Genomic DNA, 20,122 nt, shown 5'->3' with positions numbered 1-20,122 from the left:
TCTCCACAACGGAAAGGGCTTCGCAGCTCCGCAGAAGCTGTGGATCACGTTCCTTCAGGTCGATTTGCATCGCTTGCGGCCACTGATCTTCTCCAATGGAGAGCGGTCGAAAAAGGCTCTGCCGAGGTGCTCAAAATGGCCGTATTTGTTGACTCCGACGAAGCAGGTGCTATGTGTCACCCGCTTTCTTGTACGGTCTTTGGAGGATAGAGACCGTTCCCTGTCCACCGAACTCAAGCGGAACAGTCAATGATCTCTCGCAAACAACACGACCGGATGGCAAATGCGATCCGTTTCCTTTCCATGGACGCCGTCGAAAAGGCCAATTCCGGTCACCCCGGCCTGCCGATGGGCGCTGCCGACGTGGCAACGGTTCTATTCTCCCGTTACCTGAAATTCGATCCGAAAGCCCCGCTCTGGGCAGACCGCGACCGCTTTGTGCTGTCGGCCGGCCACGGCTCCATGCTGATCTATTCGCTGCTCCATCTGACCGGCTACGAAGACATGACGATGGAGGACCTCAGGCAGTTCCGCCAGCTCGGCTCGAAGACCGCCGGCCACCCGGAATATGGCCATGCGTCCGGTATCGAGACGACCACCGGCCCGCTCGGCCAGGGCATTGCCAATGCCGTCGGCATGGCGATCGCCGAGCGCAAGCTCGCCGAAGAATTCGGCAGCGACCTGCAGAACCACTACACCTATGTCCTCTGCGGTGACGGCTGCCTGATGGAAGGCATCAGCCACGAGGCGATCGCGCTTGCCGGCCATCTGAAGCTCAACAAGCTCGTCCTCTTCTGGGACGACAACAACATCACCATCGACGGCGCCGTATCACTTTCGGATTCGACCGACCAGATTGCCCGCTTCCAGGCTGTTCACTGGAACACGATACGCGTCGACGGCCACAATCCGGAGGAGATCGCAGCCGCCATCGAGGCTGCACAGAAGTCCGATCGCCCGACCTTCATCGCCTGCAAGACCGTCATCGGCTTCGGCGCGCCGAACAAGGCCGGCACGCATAAGGTTCACGGCTCCCCGCTCGGGGCCGAGGAAATTGCCGCAACCCGCAGGGCGCTCGATTGGGAAGCCGAGGCCTTCACCGTCCCGGCCGACATTCTCGAAGCATGGCGCGCAGCCGGCAAACGTTCCGTTGGCGCGCGCAGGGAGTGGGAAGGCCGCCTGGACGCGACTGAAACGGCCAAGAAGTCCGAGTTCACCCGCCGCTTCGCCGGGGAACTGCCCGGCAACCTCGATGCCGCCATCGACGCCTACAAGAAGAAGATCGCCGACGCGCCACCGACGGTCGCGACCCGCAAGGCTTCCGAAGATGCGCTTGAAGTCATCAACGGCACACTGCCCGAGACGCTCGGCGGCTCGGCCGACCTGACGCCGTCGAACAACACCAAGACCAGCCAGATGAAATCGATCACCCCGACCGATTTCTCCGGCCGCTACATGCACTGGGGTATCCGCGAACACGGCATGGCTGCCGCCATGAACGGCATTGCGCTGCACGGCGGTCTCATCCCCTACTCGGGCGGCTTCATGATCTTCACGGATTATTGCCGGCCGTCGATCCGCCTTGCGGCGCTGATGGGCATCCGGGTCATCCACGTCCTGACGCACGATTCCATCGGCGTCGGCGAAGACGGCCCGACGCACGAGCCGATCGAGCACATGGCCGCCCTGCGTGCCATCCCCAACCTCCTGATGTTCCGGCCGGCAGACGCGGTTGAAACCGCCGAATGCTGGCAGCTGGCGCTCAAGGAGCAGCATCGTCCGTCCGGTCTGGCGCTCACCCGCCAGAACCTTGCGCCGTCCCGCCTGAACTACGAGGCTGAAAACCTCTGCGCCAAGGGGGCTTATGAACTGGTTGCCGCCGACAATGCCAAGGTCTCGATCTTCGCATCAGGTTCGGAAGTCGAGCTCGCCGTCAAGGCAGCGGCCGACCTGAACGGCAAGGGCATCGCTGCCCGCGTCGTCTCGGTGCCCTGCTTCGAACTCTTCGCCGAACAGCCGGAAGCCTATCGCAAGGCCGTCATCGGCGATGCACCGGTGAAGATCGCCGCCGAAGCGGCTGTCCGTCAGGGCTGGGATTATTTCATCGGCTCGGATGGCGATTTCATCGGCATGCACTCCTTCGGCGCATCCGGCCCGGCCAAGGATCTGTTCAAGCATTTCGGCATCACGGTAGAGGCGATCGTCGCCGCCGCCGAAAAGAAGCTCGCCTGATTTTCCTTCACAGGGCGCCACCCAGCGCGCCCTGTTTTCCACACCGAGACCTTAGACAGGGAGAGACCTGAAATGACTGTAAAAGTTGCCATCAACGGCTTTGGCCGCATCGGCCGCAACGTCCTTCGCGCCATCGTCGAATCCGGCCGCACCGACATCGAAGTCGTTGCCATCAACGATCTCGGCCCGGTCGAGACCAATGCGCACCTGCTGCGCTACGATTCGATCCACGGCAAGTTTCCGGCGGACGTGAAGGTCGAAGGCGACACCATCATCGTTGCCGGCGGCAAGCCGATCAAGGTCACGGCGATCAAGGACCCGGCAACACTGCCGCATGGCGCAATGGGCGTCGACATCGCGCTCGAATGCACCGGCATCTTCACCGCCCGCGACAAGGCCGCCCTGCATCTTCAGGCCGGCGCCAAGCGCGTCATCGTTTCGGCACCGGCCGACGGTGCTGACCTGACGGTCGTCTTCGGTGTCAACCACAACGAACTGACCAGGGAACACCTGGTCATCTCCAACGCATCCTGCACGACCAACTGCCTGGTTCCGGTCGTCAAGACCCTGGACGACGTCGTGGGCATCGACCATGGCTTCATGACGACGATCCATTCCTATACCGGCGACCAGCCAACACTCGACACGATGCACAAGGATCTGTACCGCGCCCGCGCAGCCGCCCTGTCGATGATCCCGACATCGACCGGCGCCGCCAAGGCCGTCGGCCTCGTCCTGCCGCACCTCAAGGGCAAGCTCGACGGCACTTCGATCCGCGTCCCAACCCCGAACGTCTCGGTCGTCGACTTCAAGTTCGTCGCCAAGCGCGACACGACGGTTGCGGAAATCAACGGTGCGATCAAAGCAGCCTCGGACGGCGCGCTCAAGGGTATCCTTGGCTACACCGACGAGCCGCTGGTTTCGCGCGACTTCAACCATGACAGCCATTCCTCGATCTTCGCCAACGACCAGACCAAGGTTCTGGAAGGCAAGTTCGTGCGTATCCTCAGCTGGTACGACAATGAATGGGGCTTCTCCAACCGCATGGCCGACACGGCCGTTGCAATGGCAAAGCTGATCTAAAGTCATGTTTCGCGCCCTTTCCCCAACAACGGTACGCTGGCGTCCGCTTGAGGGGGAAGGGCTCGAACATCTGACGATCGCGCCGGTCGACAGTGCGGGCATCCGCGCGTCGAGCGTGCTGATCGGCGAGCGCGGCGGCCGACCCTATGGCGTCCGCTATATTGTCTACTGTGATCCGCATTGGATCGTCCTCGCCTTCACCATCGAAACAACCGAAGGCCAACGGCTTTCACTCATGTCCGACGGCAAGGGCCACTGGCGTGATGCGGACGGTAGCGCCCTCCCTGCCTTTGACGGCTGCATCGATATCGATCTTGCCGGAACGCCCTTTACCAACACGCTGCCCATTCGCCGCCTCGGCCTGAAGCCTCAGGACGGCACCGCCAAGCTCACCATGCTCTATGTGCCCTTCGACACGTTCGAGCCCTTTCCCGATGGCCAGAACTACGCTTGCCTCGCAGAAGACCGGCTCTATCGCTACGAGGCGGAAGATCGTTCCTTCACTGCGGATCTGCCGGTGGACGAGGACGGGCTGGTGACGGATTATCCCACCCTTTTCCAGAGACTGTGACCGGAGACCGATCATGACTTTCAAGACCCTCGACGACCTCACCGATATCGCTGGCAAGCGCGTGCTTGTGCGCGTAGATCTCAACGTTCCGGTCAAGGACGGCCACGTGACGGACGCAACCCGCATCGAGCGCGTCGTGCCGACGATCCGCGAACTCTCGGAAAAGGGTGCCAAGGTCATCCTGCTTGCCCATTTCGGCCGCCCGAAAGGTGAGCCGGTGGCCGACATGTCGCTGTCGCTGATCGCGCCCGCCGTCGAGGATATTCTCGACCAGCGCGTCCATTTCGCCACCGACTGCATCGGCGAGAACGCAGCGGCGGCCGTGGCAGGCATGAACGACGGCGATGTCCTCCTCATGGAAAACACCCGCTTCCACAAGGGCGAAGAAAAGAACGACGCGGATTTCACCAAGGCGCTCGCTGCCAATGGCGATATCTACGTCAATGACGCCTTTTCTGCCGCCCACCGCGCGCATTCCTCGACGGAGGGCCTTGCCCATCTGCTGCCCGCCTATGCCGGCCGCACCATGCAGGCCGAGCTTGAGGCTCTCGAAAAAGGTCTCGGCAATCCGAAGCGTCCGGTCGTTGCCATCGTCGGCGGCGCCAAGGTCTCGACCAAGATCGACCTCTTGATGAACCTCGTGAAGAAGGTCGATGCCCTCGTCATCGGCGGCGGCATGGCCAATACATTCATCGCCGCCCGCGGCACCAATGTCGGCAAATCGCTCTGCGAACATGACCTTGCCGGCACCGCCAAGCAGATCATGACGGAAGCCGCGTCCGCCGGCTGCGCCATCGTGCTTCCGGTCGACGGCGTCGTCGCCCGCGAATTCAAAGCTGGCGCCGACAATGAAGTGGTCGATATCGAAGCGATCCCGGCCGACGCCATGGTACTCGACGTCGGGCCGAAGTCGATCGCGGCCGTCAATGACTGGGTAAGCAAGGCCGAAACGCTCGTCTGGAACGGCCCGCTCGGCGCTTTCGAGATTGCACCATTCGACAAAGCCACCGTCGCCGTTGCCAAGCACGCGGCTGCCCGCACCAAGAGCGGCGCGCTCGTCTCTGTCGCCGGCGGCGGCGATACCGTCTCGGCGATGAACCACGCCGAGGTGGCCGACGATCTCAGCTACGTCTCCACCGCAGGCGGCGCCTTCCTCGAATGGATGGAAGGCAAGCCGCTCCCCGGCGTCGACATCCTTCACCAGCAGAAATAAGCAAGTGTCGCTGCAACAACCGCTTCCATCACCCCCCGGCCGGCGCCGGGGGTTTTTTGTTGCACCGCATATGTATTTGGACGCGGTGCAAAATAATCTCAACATTTCAAACGATTAAATTAATTTTAATCGTTTTAAAGAATTTAACTTTCGTTTTCCTTGCCCTATTCTTCTGCTATCGGCGAGCTGTAGGACAATCAGGAGAACGCATATGAGCGAAAGACTTGAAGACATTGCAGCAGCCATGGTGGCGACCGGCAAGGGCCTGTTGGCAGCAGACGAATCCACTGCGACGATCGGCAAGCGCTTCGACACGATCGGCCTTGCATCGACCGAAACATCGCGCCGCGACTATCGCGAGATGCTGTTTCGCGCCGACGAGGCCATGAAGGCCTATATTTCGGGCGTGATCCTCTATGAGGAGACCCTCTTCCAGAAGGCGGCAGACGGCACGCCCTTCGTCGACATCATCCGCGCCGCGGGTGCCGTTCCCGGCATCAAGGTCGATACCGGCGCAAAGCCGATGGCAAAATTCCCGGGCGAGACGATCACCGAAGGCCTCGACGGCCTGGCCGGCCGCCTGAAGACCTATTATGACGCCGGCGCTCGTTTCGCCAAATGGCGCGGCGTGATCTCCGTATCCGACATCCTGCCGAGCTTCGGCGCGATCAAGGCCAATGCGCAGGCGCTGGCCCGTTACGCAGCCCTCTGCCAGGAAGCCGGCATCGTGCCGATCGTCGAACCGGAGGTGCTGATGGACGGCGCACCCGGCAACCATTCGATCGACCGTTCAGAAGAAGTCACCGAAGAGACGCTGCGCATCGTGTTCGAGGAACTGAGCGATGCCCGCGTCAGCCTCGAAGGCATGATCCTCAAGCCGAGCATGGTCATCGATGGAAAGAAGGCGCGGCAGGCATCGGTCGCCGAGGTCGCCGAGCGCACGTTGAAAGTCCTGAAGCGCACCGTTCCCGCCGCCGTTCCCGGCATCGCCTTCCTCTCCGGTGGCCAGTCGACGGAAGAGGCCACGGCGCATCTCTCCGCCATGAAGGCCGGCTCCGACCTGCCCTGGGGCATGACCTTCTCCTATGGCCGTGCATTGCAGACCGAGGCTCTGACGGCCTGGAGCGGCAAGCCGGAAAACGTCGCTGCCGGCCAGCGCGCTTTTACGCACCGCGCAAAGATGTGCGGCCTTGCTGCAACGGGCGGCTGGAAGAAGGAATTCGAACGGGCCGCCTGATTTAAAGTTACAGGGAGGGGAGAAGGCCCGGTCCGTGCAAGCGGCCGGGCTTTCTTTATCGGCATCTGCCGGTGCTTTCTGATAGCACTTGATCGTCTCCGCGCCGTCCTTCAACGAACGCGAACCTCAATTGTCCGGGTGACAAGAACGCGCTTCGCCCGGCTTTCGCTCTGCTTTATCTCCTTGAACTGGTCTCAGCCGGAACGGGAGCAGGCAGCCATGGACAGCATCAACTATGTAACCGTCGATGTTTTCGCCGGTGAACGGTTTTGCGGAAACCAGCTTGCGGTGATCCCCGATGCGCGCGGGCTGTCCGATACGCAGATGCAGCAGATCGCCGCTGAATTCCGTTATTCCGAAGTTACCTTTGTGCTTCCGCCGGAAGATCCCGCCAACACGGCGCGGGTGAGGATTTACACACCGACGATGGAAATCCCCTTCGCCGGCCATCCCAATGTCGGTACCGCCTTCGTGCTCGGCGGCCAGACGGATGTTTTCGGAAAGGCGTTTGGGGATGTCCTTCGTTTCGAAGAAAAGGCGGGTATCGTCGAGGCGGCGCTACTTCGCGACGACGGACGCGTCGCCGGTGCCAGCATTCTCGCGCCGCAGCCGCTATCGGTGGGGCGGCAAATCGACAGCGACACCGTCGCCCGCTGCGCCTCCATCAGCGCCGGCGAGATTCGCACGGAGACTCATGCCCCCGTCATCGCCTCCGTCGGCCTGCCATTCGCGTTCGCCGAGGTCTCAGACCTGGAAACGCTCGCGCGCGCCTGCCCCAACACCGCTGCCTTTGCCGAGGCCGACCGGCGATTCTCGCGCGAGGGCGAGCAGTTCGCGCTGTTTCTCTATACGCGCCTGCCCGACACTCCGTGGCACCTGCGCGCCCGGATGTTTGCGCCGCTCGACAACGTCATCGAGGATCCGGCGACCGGAAGCGCCTCTGGGGCCCTGGGCGCGCTTCTCGCCTCGCTGCAGCCGGCCAGCGACGTCGACATCGACATCACTGTCGAGCAGGGCGTCGAAATGGGACGCCGGAGCCTGATAGAATTGAACGTGCATAAATCGGACGGGTTGGTTCGCAGCGTTCGGATGGCCGGGCGCTGCGTGGCAGTCATGCGCGGCAACCTCAGCCTTTAGGGGCGGACGAGCACCGTTACCATCATTACCCCGATCGCGAAAACAGCGATCTTCCAGAAGTCGCGACGCTGGCGCAGTCCCGGCAGGTTGAGCGGCTTCAGCAACTGGATCACCATGGCCAGAAGCAAGAGCACCGTTAACACTTTCGACATCGTTTTTTCTCATTTGTGGAAAAGAACTCGGCAGGACTTCAAGCCGTCACACGCGCGTCACTTTTGCGCGCGAACAGGGTTAGAACGTCTTTTCCAATCTCACTCAACAAAAATTTCCGGCTGGCAATTGTGGTGGCATCGCCCTACCTTTCGGCGCAACCCGGAACCAGCGGATTTCACATGAGAAAAAACCTTCTTCCCGTCACCTCTCTTCTGCTTGGGACGCTGTTTCTCTTCCTTGGAAATGGATTGCACAGCCTGTTGCTGCCGGTTCGCGGCACGACGGAAGGGTATTCGACGACGCTGCTCGGCCTGCTCGGCACCTCCTGGGCAAGCGGCTTCGTGCTCGGCTGCCTGCTCGCGCCGACCATCGTCAAGCGCGCCGGCCATGTGCGCGCCTTCAGTTGCTTTGCCTCCATCCTGGCGATCATCGCGCTTTTGACAGGCATTCTCGTCGATCCGATCTGGTGGGTGGTGCTACGCGCCTTCACCGGCTTCTCGACGGCCGGAACCTCGATGATCATCGAAAGCTGGCTGAACGAGCGCGCCACCAACGAAAGCCGCGGCGCGATCTTCTCGCTCTACATCGCCATTACCCTGATGGGTGTCGTCGGCGGCCAGCTGATGATCCCCTTCGGCGATACATCGACGACGCTGTTCTTCATGTGCGCCGGCATCGTCTATTGCCTGGCCATGCTGCCGACGCTTCTGTCGACTGCCGCCTTGCCGCAACCGCTGAAGCAGGTCAGCCTCGACCTGCCGGCGCTCTATCGAAACTCGCCGATCTCCTTTCTCGGCATCCTGCTCGTCGGCATCGCCAACGGTGCTTACGGTACGCTCGGCGCTGTCTTCGGCCGTCAGGTGGGACTTACCGATGGCAACGTCGCGCTGATGATGAGTACGACCATCTTCGCGGGCGCCGTGATGCAGTTCCCCGCCGGGCGCCTCTCGGACATGATCGACCGCCGCTACGTGCTGGCCGCGCTTGCCGCCGTCGCCGCGCTTGCCGGCGCACTGATCTTCCTGGTCGAGCCGACCGGCGTCGTACTCCTGATCGCGCTGGTCGGCGTCTATGGCGCAACCGCCAATGCGCTCTATCCGATCGCCGTCTCGCATGCCAACGACTTCGCCACGCCGGAGGACTTCGTCAAGATTTCCGGCGGCCTGCTCTTGCTCTATGGCATCGGCACCATCATCGGCCCGACGATCGGCGGCCCGATCATGACCGTCACCGGCCCCTACGGCCTGTTCATGATCACGGCCTGCGCCCATGTGCTGATCACGGCTTACGCGATCTTCCGCAGCCGCATGCGTGCCGCAGTGCCGGCATCGGAACGCGACGCCTACTCGACCATCAACCCCGGCACCCTGACGACGCCGGAAAGCCTGCAACTGTCGCCGCGGGCAGCCCCTCTCGAGGAAAGAAGCGACGACGAGCGCGAACGGAGGTCCGCATGAGCCTGTTTGACGACGACGGTCCCAAGAAACAGCCGACCCACGAGATCGGCTGTGACCTCTCGCTTCTTTCGGCCGACGAACTTTCAGCGCGCATCGACGCGCTGAAACAGGAGATCGAGCGGCTTGAGAAGGAAAGAGCAAACAAGTCGGCAAGTAAATCGGCGGCCGAAGGTTTCTTTCGTTCGTGAGCCCCGGCTTGGCTGATATGAAGTCCAATCCGATTGCCGGTAACAGGATGATATATCGTCGTGAATCCGGCAGCCGTAACGCTTCATTAAGCATTATAAGCTATTACTAACGCATCCAGATCGCTCTGGACTCAGACAATTTCCAGGTTTGGCGAATGGTCTGATTTTTCTCCCTGTTTTACCTTGAGAGCCGCGTTTGCGGCTCTTTTTTTTGCCTTTTTTTCCTAACCGTCAAAGAATTGTGGAGATTAACCCTTTATTAAGAATAGGCTTGCGCGAAATGCGCTATGGGCTCATGTTCCAACAATAGAACGAGCGGCCGGAAACTTCCTGTTGACCCGCTCGTTACCTGACTGAGTTGATGCGTTTAACCAGGGAAAGCACACCATGTCCGAACGGGGATTGAATACTGTGAGCTTCGCGGGGCACGCTGCGTCTTCGGCGCAGTTCAAGGCTCTCTACGCGGAAGGCATGGGTCTGGTTGAAGAAACCGCGAGCTATCTCGACGGCCCCGGTCGCGCCGCCTCCAAAGTTCTGCCGCGCATGGCATCAGTTCTCTACGCAGCGGAATCGATGCGCCTCACCACCCGCCTGATGCAGATGGCATCCTGGCTGCTCTTGCAGCGCGCCGTCAACAATGGCGAGATGAACCGCGAGCAGGTCCTGTCGGAAAAGAACAAGGTCCGTCTTGATAGTTTCAACGTCGATCGCACGGCGCCGGGCTGGAACGACCTGCCGGAAGGTTTCCGCGATCTGATCGACCGCTCGCTACGCCTGCAGAACCGCGTCGCCCTGCTCGATCGCGAAATCTACCGCCCGCAGGAAGCCCAGAACTTCACGCCCGACAACCAGAACGGCGTCAAGGCGCAACTCACCCTGCTGCAGACCGCATTTGGGACCAATTGATCGGAGCCTGTCAGGCAGCCGAATGCTTCAAACCCGGCCATCGTGCCGGGTTTTTTGTGTTTTTGGCTCAAGCGGCGCAAGACAGACCAACAGCAGTGAAGCGTTGCCCGGTCCGGCCGACTTGGTGCGAGCAGGATCACGCTTTTCACGCCGACGGCATCCTGTCGAATTTCCGCAGGGTTGGATCGACGTGGTCCCATGCGTAGCCGCGCACGTTATACGTCACCAGCTGCGGCTTGTATTGGCTTGGGTCGTCGAGACTCCCGGCGTGCACGGTGAAAAGGTCTGGCGTCGCTGAGAACGTCAAATACACCGGTGACCCACAGCTGGGGCAGAACGCGCGTGTCTTGACGTTACCGCTGTCGCTAACGATGTCCCAATGCTTCGCTTCGCCTTCGAGTTTCACGTTCCTCTTGTCCGCAAAGGTCAGGTAGGATCCGTGCCCGGTGCCGCTCTTGCGCTGACAGTCGCGGCACTGGCAATCGTTCATCACCAACGGTTCGGCCGAAATTTCATAGCGGATCGCACCGCAGGCGCATCCGCCCGTATAAGCTCTGCTCATATCGTCTCTCCTATAAAGTGCTGTTGGAATGTTCCGAAGGTATGGAGCGGTTTCGGCAGAACCATCTGGCCACGCGTTAGCACTCGCTTAGGGCGACCAAGCCGCCCTTGGCCTAAATGCATTGCAGGCAGACCCAATCGATCACGCCACGATATCCGCTCGCTCAGCCTTTGTCGTACTCGTCGTGGCGGCGCCACCACATGCCCTCTTCGTTGCGCCCCTTGGGCGCGCGGTCGAGCCATTGGTACATGCCCCAGAGGCCATCCAGTCCGCGCGCATAGGCGGAATAGGTGTGATAGACGACACCGTCTTCGACAACGAAGGCGCTCATGCCCGGCCTCTCGCGCGTGAACGTGGCTGCGTCGGTTCCGCTCATGGCCGCTGCGGTCGCAGGCCCGTCGGGTGTCGAACGGGACGGTATCTCAGGCGCCTCACCGCCGCTGCGTTGCGACGCCGGCTCGCGCCGGTAGTTGTATTCGACTGTCCCGTCGCGCTGTTGCTGCTCGGTGAACGACACGTTGAAGTCGTAGTTGAAGTCGCTGCCGAACGAGGACACCCAGGGAAACGTCCACCCCATCCGCTGCTTGTAGGCCTGGAGCTTCGCGAGCGGCGCCCGCGATACCGCAGAAAACGCGACGTCATGATTCTCCAGGTGGACGACGAAGCCGTTGAACCCGTCCGCGATCGCCGAACAAGACGGACATCCAGCCTTGTAGTCAGGCCCCAACATGAAGTGATAGACGAGGAGCTGCGAGCGCCCTCTGAAGAGATCTGACAGCGAGGCGTTCCCCTCGGCAGTCTCGAAACGATACTCCTTGTCGATCCGGACCCACGGCAACTCCTGCCGTCGCCGCGCGAGCGCGTCGCTGCGCCGCGTCAGATCCTTCTCCTCCTTGAGCAGTGCGACGCGGGCCGCCAGCCACTCATCGCGAGAAACGACTTGATGCTGCATGGTTTCCTCCTGTTTGTCGAAATGCTTGTTGCATGGAGGCGGTCCATTCCGGTCGAACTGCCGGGCGCCTATAGAACTCGCTTTCGCAGACCCGCGTCAGTGCCGTAGCTTCGAGGTTGCCTGTTCCGCAGCGACGGCGTCGAGGTTTCGGACAACCTTCTTCCAACCTTCGCTCATGCTCCTGAAGGCAGTGTCGTTCTTCGGCAGCACGAAACCGGAGTGGATGAGGCGAAGACGCGTCCCACTTTCAACCCTGGAAAGGATGAACGTGACGACGGTGTCCAGCCGTGAGCCATATCCGACGTTGCCCTCGTGTCCGCCTTTCCAGGCATAGACGAAGCGCTCGTAAGGTATCACTTCCAGCACCTGGCAGCGAATGACACCGTCCCAGGCGCCGGCCGCCGTCGTCTGGAACGTGAACTGCTTGCCCTCCACGGCCTCGAATCCTGTCGGCGCCATTATCCAGCGAGCCATAAGTTCGCCGGATGTCAGCGCCGCCCAGATCGTCTCCGGCGCATGCGGGAAGACCTCGTCGACCACGATATCTTGCGTGTCGGACTTCAAAGCGGCGTCGGTCATGGATCGATCTCCTTGAGCAAGGTTCTGAGATTTGCGAAGCGTTCGCGCCAGAAGACGCCGTAATGGCTCATCCAATCGACGAGCGGGGCGAGACCCTCGGGCTCAGCGCGATAATAGACGTTGCGACCCTCCGGGCGCTCGGCAACCAGACCGGCCTGCTTCAATGACTTGAGATGCTGGGAGATGGCGCCCTGCGTCACGCCGCTCCCGCGCGTCAGCTCGACCACGGTAATCTCGTCGGACTGGACGACCCGTTCGAACACGGCGCGCCGCGTCGGGTCGGCGAGTGTGCGTAGGACGGTGGTGATATTTGCGGCTTCGTTCATGGAGAATCAAATAGTCGATACTAATTGATAAGTCAACACTAATCTTTTTTTTCGAAGGAAGCTAGACTCCCCGCCCGGACCGACAATCACGGTGTCGCCTCGCCCGGAACCCCAAAACGCAAAAAAGCCCGGACGAACCGGGCTTTCCCAAAATCACGATCCAGCAATGGAAACTTAGAGGCCGAGGCCTTCGAAGCGCTTCTTGAACTTGGAGACGCGGCCGCCGCGGTCCATGAGCTGCTGGTTGCCGCCGGTCCACGCCGGGTGCGACTTCGGGTCGATTTCGAGGTTCATGGTCTGGCCTTCCGAACCCCAGGTCGAGCGGGTTTCGTATTCGGTGCCGTCAGTCATGACAACTTTGATCATGTGGTAAGCGGGATGGATATCAGCCTTCATAACTATCTTCCTGCAAGTTCAAGGGTCCAATTGTCGCAAGCCATTTGCGGGCCATTGCGGCATGGGGACCGAACACGTAAATGAAGCCGCAGACCACTCAAGGGACCACGGCTTCCCAATTTGATGCCGTGCCTATACATGATGGTCGTCTGGATAACAAGTACCGCCGGAGAAGACTTGTGCGAGTTTTGCCGCTTCTTCCGGTATTGGAGGTCATGTGTCGAATGAGGTCGTTCAACCGGTGGGGCGCAGGTCCGTGCGCCCGCTGGCAAAGCTGTTGCCGTATGTCCGGCGCTACCGCAATCTCGTTATCGGTGCCGGCATTTCGCTCGTCGTTGCAGCCGTCACGACGCTGACGCTGCCGATGGCCGTGCGCCGGATGATCGACCACGGTTTTTCCGCCTCCGATTCCGGCTTCATCAATACCTATTTTTCGATGCTGATGGTTCTGGCGATCGTGCTCGCGGTGGCCAGTGCGACCCGCTACTACTTCGTCATCACGCTCGGTGAACGCATCGTCTCGGATCTGCGCCGCGAGGTTTTCGATCATGTCACTCGGCTTTCCCCGTCCTTCTTCGATGTGAACCAGTCCGGCGAGATCGTCTCGCGGCTGACCGCCGATACGACGCAGATCAAATCCGCCGTCGGCGCCACCGCCTCGGTCGCGCTGCGCAACACCATTCTATGTCTCGGCGCCATCGGCATGATGGTCTATACCAGCCCGAAGCTGTCGAGCCTCGTGATCGCCGCAATTCCGGTCATCGTCTTTCCGCTCGTCGGCTTCGGCCGCTCGGTGCGGCGGCGGTCACGCGAGTCACAGGATAGGCTGGCCACCGCGTCGGCCTATGCCGGCGAAGCCATCTCCGCTTCCCGCACCGTCCAGGCCTTCAACGGGGAGGCAGCGGCACAGGCACGCTATGGCAGCGCCGTCGAAAATGCCTATGAGGCAGCGCGCGCCGCCATCAAGGCCCGTTCCATCCTCACCGCCTTTGCCATCACCATGATCTTCGGCAGTGTCGTCGCGGTCCTATGGTTCGGTGCGCAGGATGTTCTGTCCGGCACGCTGTCGGCCGGCACGCTCGGCCAGTTTCTCTTGTACTCGGTCTTCGCCGCCGGCAGCCTCGGCGCGTTGTCGGAGGTCTGGGGCGAACTCTCGCAGGCCGCAGGCGCAGCCGAGCGTTTGAGCGAATTGCTGGCCGAGCAGCCCGACATCACCGCCCCCGCCAATCCGGTCGCCATGCCGGAACCGCCGCAAGGAGCAGTGGCCTTCGACGACGTCCATTTCGCCTATCCCTCGCGTCCGGGCTACAAGAGCGTCAAGGGCCTGAGCTTTGCCGTCAAGCCGGGCGAGACGGTAGCCATCGTCGGCCCTTCCGGCGCCGGCAAGAGCACCGTCTTCTCGTTGCTCTTGCGGTTCTACGACCCGGCCAAGGGCACAGTCCGCGTCGATGGCGTCGACATCCGCTTGGTCGATCCTGAAGCCTTGCGCGGCCGTATCGCCATCGTTCCACAGGACGTCACCATTTTTGCCGCGTCGATCCACGACAACATCGCCTTCGGCCTGCCCAACGCATCGCGCGACATGGTGCGTGCCGCTGCCATTGCCGCCCAGGCTGACGAATTCGTTGCAAGGCTCGATCAGGGTTACGATACGCAGGTCGGCGAGCGCGGTATCACGCTGTCCGGCGGCCAGCGCCAGCGCATCGCCATCGCGCGTGCGATCCTGAAAGATGCCCCGGTGCTCCTGCTCGACGAAGCGACCTCGGCACTCGACGCGGAGAGCGAAACGCTGGTACAGAAGGCACTCGACGGGCTGATGCGGGAGCGCACGACGCTCGTTATCGCCCACAGGCTGGCCACCGTGCTCAAGGCCGACCGCATCCTGGTCATGGACCAGGGCAGGATCGTCGAGGAAGGCACGCATGCGTCGCTCGTTCGCCAAGGCGGGCTCTATGCCAAGCTGGCGCGGCTGCAATTCGACTATGACAGTCCCGAAGCAGGCAATGTCGTGACACTTGGGTGAGACGCCCTCTAAATAAAATCGATTGAGGACAACCGTTGTCCTTTTCCCGAGGTTGCCCTTCGATGCGGCGACGCTATTGTTGCCGCGGAAACGGCGTTCTGCTGTTTTGTTGACTGGCACGTCCTGGGAGGAGAGTTGAATGGCATTATCCTTATTGAAGCGGCGCATGGCACTTGGCCTCGTGTTGATGGCGACATCGGCGCTGGTTTTCGGCGGTGAAGCGAAGGCGCAGGAGTTTCCCGATCGCCCGGTAACGCTGGTCGTCCCCTTTGCAGCCGGCGGCTCGACCGACGTGGTTGCGCGCATCATCGGACAGAAGATGTCCGACGATCTCGGCCAGCAGGTGGTGGTGGAAAACGTCGCCGGCGCCGGCGGCAATCTCGGCGCCGATCGGGTGGCGCGGGCCGAGCCGGACGGCTATACGATCCTGATGGGAACGGTAGCGACCCACGCGCTCAATCCGCTGATCCTGAAGACAAAGCCCTACGACCCGGAAAAGGACTTCGCCCCGGTCTCGCTGCTGGTGCTCGTGCCCAACGTGCTCGTGGTCAATCCGGAGCTTCCGGCAAAGAATGTCGCCGAGCTTCTGGCGCTTCTGAAGGCGGCGCCCGACCAATATTCCTACGCATCCTCCGGCAACGGCACGCCGCTGCATCTCTCCGGCGAGTTGTTCAAGAACATGGCCGGCGTCAGCATGCAGCATGTGCCCTACAAGGGATCAGGTCCCGCGCTGAACGATGTCATCGGCAACCAGGTGCCGATCATGTTCGACAACCTGCCCTCATCCTCCGGTCATATCAAATCCGGCACGCTCAGGGCTTTGGCCGTAACGACGAAGGAGCGCGCGTCCTCTTTCCCGGATGTGCCGACGATCGCCGAAACCATTCCCGGGTATGAGACCTATACCTGGAACGCACTGTTTGCCCCGGCAGGCACGCCGAAGGAAGTGATCGATCGGCTCAATGCTTCCGCCAGGAAGGCCTTGGCGGACCCGGCCGTAGCCGAGAAGATGAAGGGCTTCAGCGCCACCATCGTTGCCTCGACGCCGGATGAGCTTGCCGCGCATGTCAAAGCCGAACTGGCGAAATGGGGTCCCATCGTCAAGAACGCCAACGTTCAGATGGATTGATATCCCCAAGCTCTCCGGGTTGCCCGGAGAGCTTTTTCGGCCGAGCATCAAGCGCCGATGCTGCGGCCCACAACACGCCCGGAAAAGATGCAGCCACCCAGGAACGTACCTTCCAGCGCGTTGTAGCCATGCATGCCGCCACCGCCGAAACCCGCAACTTCGCCCGCCGCATAAAGGCCGGGCACAGGTTCGCCGGAGAGCTCGAGCACACGGCCGCTGAGATCGGTCTGCAGGCCGCCCAGCGTCTTTCGCGTCAGGATATTGAGCCGCACGGCAATCAGCGGCCCGGCCTTGGGATCGAGCAGCCGGTGCGGCCTGGCCGTTCGCATCAACTTGTCGCCGAGATAATTGCGGGCGCCGCGGATGGCAGTGACTTGCGCGTCCTTCGAAAATGGATTGTCGATCTCGCGATCGCGCGCCTCGATCTGGTGGCGCAGATGCGCGAGCGAAAGGCGCCCCTCGCCGGTGAGCGCATTCATGCCCTCGACCAGCTCTTCCAGCCGATCACGGATGACGAAGTCTTCGCCCCTGTCCATGAAGGCCTGTACCGGGCCCGGCGGATTTTTGCCGAGGCGTTTCAGAAGCAGCGGGATATCCTTGCCGGTAAGGTCGGGATTCTGCTCGGAACCGGAGAGCGCGAATTCTCGTCTGATGATCGCCTTGGTCAGGATGAACCAGCTGTAGTCAGCGCCCGTCCTGCGGATCGCCTTCAAGGTGCCGAGCGTATCGAAGCCCGGCATGGCGGGCGCGGCAAAACGGTTGCCGTCGGCATCGCACCAGAAGGAGGACGGCCCGGGCAGGATGCGGATGCCATGGTTCGGCCAGATCGGATCGAAGTTCCGCAGGCCCTCGGTGTAATGCCACATGCGATCCTTGTTGATGACGGAACCGCGCGCCTGTTCGGCAATCTCGACCATGCGCCCATCGACATAATCCGGCACGCCGCTGACCATAAAGTTCGGTGGCGGGCCGAGCCGGTCGACCGGCCATTGCTTACGCACCAGATCATGATTGCCGCCGATGCCACCGGACGAGACGACGACGGCGCCGGCCTCGAACCAGAACTCGTCGACGACCTCGCGCGAACTGCGCCCGCCGCGCGGCACGCCGTCGCTCTTCAGAACCGATCCCCTTGCGCCTGTCACGGCACCATTCGCCATGATCAGTTCGTCCACCCGATGACGGAAGCGGAAACGGATACGCCCCCTGCTTTCGGCTGCCCGCGCCCGCGCGATGAACGGCGCCAGCACGCCTGGACCTGTGCCCCACGTCACGTGAAAGCGCGGCACCGAATTTCCATGGCCGTGCGCAAGACCACCTCCGCGCTCTGCCCAGCCGACAACCGGAAACCAGCGCATGCCCTGGCCATGCAGCCAGGTGCGCTTTTCGCCAGCGGCAAAATCGAGATAGGCGTCGGCCCAGCGGCGCGGCCAATAATCTTCGGGCCGGTCGAACTGCGCCGACCCGATCCAGTCCTGCCGCGCCAGGTCGAGGCTGTCACGGATGCGCATGCGCCGCTGCTCCGGGCTATCGATAAACAGCAAGCCACCGAGCGACCAGAAGGCCTGTCCGCCCAAATTCTGCTCGCCTTCCTGATCAAGAATGATGACCCTGAGCCCCCGGTCGGCAGCTTCCACCGCCGCGACGAGGCCGGCAAGCCCCGCCCCGATCACCAGAACATCACAATCCATGCCTGTCCTCCAGCAACTCCACCCTGCCCGACATTACGCATACGTAAACGTCAGGGCAATGGAGAAACTGGCCGACAAAACACCGGTTTATGCGGAAGAAATGCCGATTCGGACCTGCGCCGAACCGGTTATTTTTCGGTCAGCTTCAGTTCGATGCGGCGGTTCTGCGAGCGCGCGGCCGGACTGTCGCCCTCGGCAATGGGCTGGAATTCGCCAAACCCCGCCGCGGCGAGTCGAGACGCCGGAACGCCCCTGGAGATCAGGAACTTGACGACGGATGTCGCGCGGGACGAGGAAAGCTCCCAGTTGTCGGCGTAACGCCCTGTCCCGGAAAGCGGAACATTGTCCGTGTGCCCGTCCACCCGGAGCACCCAGTTGATCTCCGAGGGAATTTCCTTGGCAAGGTCGAGCACCGCTGAGGCGAGCTTGGCCATTTCGGCCTGTCCTTCCGGGTTTAATTCATTGCCACCAGACGGAAACAGCACTTCCGACTGGAAGACGAAGCGGTCGCCGACAATACGAATATTTTCGCGATCGGACAGGATTTCGCGCAGCCGCCCGAAGAAATCGGAACGGTAACGGTTAAGTTCCTGCACGCGTTGCGCCAGCGCCACGTTCAGCCGCCGGCCAAGATCGGCGATCTTCGTCTGCGACGCGTCGTCCTTGGCCTCGGAGGCCTGCAACGCTCCCTCGATCGCAGCAATCTGGCTGCGCAGTGCAGCGATCTGCTGGTTCAGAAGATCGATCTGGCTCATCGCCCGGGCGCTGATCTGCTTTTCCTCATCCAGCTTTCCCGTGAGATCACCGATCTGCCGGTTGGCGACATCGGAACTGCCGGCCCCCTGGTCGAGCAGCGCCTGCAGCCGCGAGCGCTCGCCCTCCGACGAGGCCAGGGACGCCTGCAGGTTGGCAAGCGAATCCTCCAGATCCTGCTTGCCGCCCTTTTCCAGCGCCAAAAGCTGGGTCAGTTCGTTGATCTGGCTGTTCAGCCGGTTGAGCACATCTTCCTTGCCGCTGATTTCGCGGCTGAGCAGGAACTGCGCCAGCACGAAAACGGAGAGCAGGAACATGATGGCCAGGAGCAACGTCGAAAGGGCATCGACGAAACCCGGCCAGTAATCAACGGTTCTCTGTGTCCGGCCCTTGCGCGCAAGTGCCATCTGTCACTCCCCCCCGGCGTCTTCGATGCGCGCGAGTTTGTGCGGTCTTTCCGGATGAACGGGAATCTTGTCCGTGTGACCGATACGCGCCGAAAGCTTGTCCAGCGTCTTGCGCATCGATTTTGCTTCATCCTGTTGCGCCTCGATCCAGTCGCGCAGCATCTGCTGCTCGCCGCGCATGTTCTTCACCAGCCCCTGAATGCCCTCGGCAAGGCTCGCCATGGCGGCGGTCGTGCGCTGGTTCATGCCGCCATCGTGATTGAGGCGGGCAAGTTGCTCGGTGAGTTGACGAAGCTCTTCGACAGGCGCTACCGCCGGCTTGCCGGGGGTCACTGTGACATCGGAACTTACATCCGTCACCGATGACAACCAGTTTTCAAGTTCGGTGTAAAAACGATTCTGTGCCCGCCCAGCCTGTAGGTCGAGAAAGCCGAGGATCAGCGAACCGGAGAGGCCGAAAAGCGAAGTCGAGAAGGCCGTCCCCATGCCCGACAGCGGCGCCGACAGGCCGGTCTTCAAAGCGGCCAGAATATCCTGCGTGCTTCCCGTCCCGGCATCGAGCGATTGAATGACCGTATTGATCGACCCGATGGTGCCGAGCAGGCCCCAGAAGGTGCCGAGCAGGCCGAGGAAGACCAGAAGTCCGGTCAGATACCGTGAGGTGTCGCGCGATTCGTCGAGGCGTGTGGCGATCGAGTCGAGGATGGACCGCAGCGCCGTCGTCGAGATCGCCATCGAGTGGCGCTGGCCGATGAGGGCGCGCATCGGCGCCAGGAGGACCGGGTCGCGGCCAACCTTCTCGGCGCTTCCGGCGGCGCGGAAGGAATTGAACCAGCGAACCTCGGGGCGCAACCTGAGGACATGATTGAAAACCAAGAGAATGCCGATCAGCAGAACGCCGAGAATAAGGCCGTTCAGTCCCGGATTGCTCGCAAAGGCGGCGTGCGCCTGGCGAAACAGGATGGCAGCGACAAACCCGACGATGATGAGGAAGATCACCATCGTCCAGAAGAAAACCATCGGGCTCGTCAGCTTGTTGGGATTATAACCCTCACTCAAAGCTCCGCCGGTATCCCATCCCGACAGTTCCAATTTCGCCATGGGGTTATTCTCCGGTTTTCACGTGC

20 protein-coding genes are annotated in these 20,122 nt (G+C 61.7%); 11 read left to right on the top strand and 9 right to left on the bottom strand.

All coding sequences use genetic code 11. From position 1 onward, the window contains the following. Positions 1-249: 249 nt before the first annotated feature. From tkt to ACSQ2W_RS11020, 6 genes are all read left to right on the top strand, one after another. Positions 250-2,232 carry a transketolase gene (tkt, locus tag ACSQ2W_RS11045; protein WP_436086279.1) on the top strand — a complete coding sequence of 661 codons (1,983 nt, stop codon included), beginning with the start codon at positions 250-252 and terminating at the stop codon, positions 2,230-2,232. 72 nt (positions 2,233-2,304) lie between these two features. Next, complete coding sequence (gene gap, locus ACSQ2W_RS11040) at positions 2,305-3,315, top strand: type I glyceraldehyde-3-phosphate dehydrogenase (RefSeq protein WP_113004401.1); 1,011 nt, start codon at positions 2,305-2,307, stop codon at positions 3,313-3,315. 4 nt (positions 3,316-3,319) lie between these two features. Next, the gene (locus ACSQ2W_RS11035) at positions 3,320-3,886 is read left to right on the top strand and encodes a putative glycolipid-binding domain-containing protein (RefSeq protein WP_436086278.1); all 567 of its coding nucleotides are present in this window, start codon (positions 3,320-3,322) and stop codon (positions 3,884-3,886) included. A 13-nt stretch (positions 3,887-3,899) separates the two neighbouring features. Further along, on the top strand, positions 3,900-5,099 hold the full coding sequence (locus ACSQ2W_RS11030) for a phosphoglycerate kinase (RefSeq protein WP_436086277.1): 1,200 nt from the start codon (positions 3,900-3,902) through the stop codon (positions 5,097-5,099). 211 nt (positions 5,100-5,310) lie between these two features. Next, positions 5,311-6,336: a class I fructose-bisphosphate aldolase gene (locus ACSQ2W_RS11025; RefSeq protein ID WP_436086276.1), complete on the top strand. Its 1,026-nt coding sequence runs from the start codon at positions 5,311-5,313 to the stop codon at positions 6,334-6,336. A 219-nt stretch (positions 6,337-6,555) separates the two neighbouring features. Next, positions 6,556-7,473 carry a PhzF family phenazine biosynthesis protein gene (locus tag ACSQ2W_RS11020; protein WP_436086275.1) on the top strand — a complete coding sequence of 306 codons (918 nt, stop codon included), beginning with the start codon at positions 6,556-6,558 and terminating at the stop codon, positions 7,471-7,473. On the opposite strand, the gene ACSQ2W_RS11015 is transcribed toward ACSQ2W_RS11020, so the two are convergent. Next, on the bottom strand, positions 7,470-7,625 hold the full coding sequence (locus ACSQ2W_RS11015) for a hypothetical protein (protein ID WP_436086274.1): 156 nt from the start codon (positions 7,623-7,625) through the stop codon (positions 7,470-7,472). The genes ACSQ2W_RS11020 and ACSQ2W_RS11015 overlap by 4 nt on opposite strands. 180 nt (positions 7,626-7,805) lie before the next feature. On the opposite strand from ACSQ2W_RS11015, the gene ACSQ2W_RS11010 reads away from it, so the two are divergent. The 3 genes from ACSQ2W_RS11010 (at position 7,806) to rcdA (ending at position 10,177) form a co-directional block, all read left to right on the top strand. Continuing rightward, positions 7,806-9,083, top strand: coding sequence for an MFS transporter (locus ACSQ2W_RS11010; RefSeq protein WP_436086273.1), 1,278 nt, complete (start codon positions 7,806-7,808; stop codon positions 9,081-9,083). Beyond that, the gene (locus ACSQ2W_RS11005) at positions 9,080-9,271 is read left to right on the top strand and encodes a DUF1192 domain-containing protein (protein WP_436086272.1); all 192 of its coding nucleotides are present in this window, start codon (positions 9,080-9,082) and stop codon (positions 9,269-9,271) included. The genes ACSQ2W_RS11010 and ACSQ2W_RS11005 overlap by 4 nt, the downstream gene beginning before the upstream one ends. A gap of 387 nt (positions 9,272-9,658) precedes the next feature. Beyond that, positions 9,659-10,177, top strand: a complete 519-nt coding sequence (rcdA, locus tag ACSQ2W_RS11000) for a protease adaptor protein RcdA (protein WP_018327877.1) — start codon at positions 9,659-9,661, stop codon at positions 10,175-10,177. Positions 10,178-10,322: 145 nt separating this feature from the next. Here the strand turns inward: rcdA and ACSQ2W_RS10995 are convergent, their stop codons facing one another. The 5 genes from ACSQ2W_RS10995 to rpmE form a co-directional block, all read right to left on the bottom strand. Further along, positions 10,323-10,739: a GFA family protein gene (locus tag ACSQ2W_RS10995; RefSeq protein ID WP_436086271.1), complete on the bottom strand. Its 417-nt coding sequence runs from the start codon at positions 10,737-10,739 to the stop codon at positions 10,323-10,325. 163 nt (positions 10,740-10,902) lie between these two features. Next, positions 10,903-11,691 carry a DUF899 domain-containing protein gene (locus tag ACSQ2W_RS10990; RefSeq protein ID WP_436086270.1) on the bottom strand — a complete coding sequence of 263 codons (789 nt, stop codon included), beginning with the start codon at positions 11,689-11,691 and terminating at the stop codon, positions 10,903-10,905. A 96-nt stretch (positions 11,692-11,787) separates the two neighbouring features. Beyond that, entirely contained in the window at positions 11,788-12,270 is a 483-nt protein-coding gene (locus ACSQ2W_RS10985) for an SRPBCC family protein (protein WP_436086269.1), read from the bottom strand. Beyond that, complete coding sequence (locus ACSQ2W_RS10980) at positions 12,267-12,596, bottom strand: ArsR/SmtB family transcription factor (protein ID WP_436086268.1); 330 nt, start codon at positions 12,594-12,596, stop codon at positions 12,267-12,269. The genes ACSQ2W_RS10985 and ACSQ2W_RS10980 overlap by 4 nt, the downstream gene beginning before the upstream one ends. Before the next feature lie 174 nt (positions 12,597-12,770). After that, positions 12,771-12,992 (bottom strand): 50S ribosomal protein L31, encoded by a 222-nt coding sequence (gene rpmE / locus ACSQ2W_RS10975; protein ID WP_018327882.1) that lies wholly within the window; start codon positions 12,990-12,992, stop codon positions 12,771-12,773. A gap of 217 nt (positions 12,993-13,209) precedes the next feature. Here rpmE and ACSQ2W_RS10970 point away from each other — a divergent pair, with 217 nt between their 5' ends. Both ACSQ2W_RS10970 and ACSQ2W_RS10965 read left to right on the top strand, forming a co-directional pair. Further along, entirely contained in the window at positions 13,210-15,015 is a 1,806-nt protein-coding gene (locus ACSQ2W_RS10970; protein ID WP_436086267.1) for an ABC transporter transmembrane domain-containing protein, read from the top strand. Between the two features lie 139 nt (positions 15,016-15,154). Further along, positions 15,155-16,144, top strand: a complete 990-nt coding sequence (locus ACSQ2W_RS10965) for a Bug family tripartite tricarboxylate transporter substrate binding protein (RefSeq protein ID WP_436086266.1) — start codon at positions 15,155-15,157, stop codon at positions 16,142-16,144. A gap of 47 nt (positions 16,145-16,191) precedes the next feature. Here the strand turns inward: ACSQ2W_RS10965 and ACSQ2W_RS10960 are convergent, their stop codons facing one another. The 3 genes from ACSQ2W_RS10960 to ACSQ2W_RS10950 form a co-directional block, all read right to left on the bottom strand. Then, positions 16,192-17,835 (bottom strand): FAD-binding dehydrogenase, encoded by a 1,644-nt coding sequence (locus tag ACSQ2W_RS10960; RefSeq protein ID WP_436086265.1) that lies wholly within the window; start codon positions 17,833-17,835, stop codon positions 16,192-16,194. A 128-nt stretch (positions 17,836-17,963) separates the two neighbouring features. Next, the gene (locus ACSQ2W_RS10955) at positions 17,964-18,995 is read right to left on the bottom strand and encodes a peptidoglycan -binding protein (protein WP_436086264.1); all 1,032 of its coding nucleotides are present in this window, start codon (positions 18,993-18,995) and stop codon (positions 17,964-17,966) included. A gap of 3 nt (positions 18,996-18,998) precedes the next feature. Further along, complete coding sequence (locus ACSQ2W_RS10950) at positions 18,999-20,096, bottom strand: flagellar motor protein MotA (RefSeq protein WP_436086263.1); 1,098 nt, start codon at positions 20,094-20,096, stop codon at positions 18,999-19,001. Positions 20,097-20,122 lie beyond the last annotated feature (26 nt).

Origin of the sequence: Pararhizobium sp. LjRoot255 (assembly GCF_964252905.1) — a bacterium.
Lineage (GTDB): Bacteria > Pseudomonadota > Alphaproteobacteria > Rhizobiales > Rhizobiaceae > Pararhizobium.
This window is presented reverse-complemented; position numbering and strand designations above follow the sequence as displayed.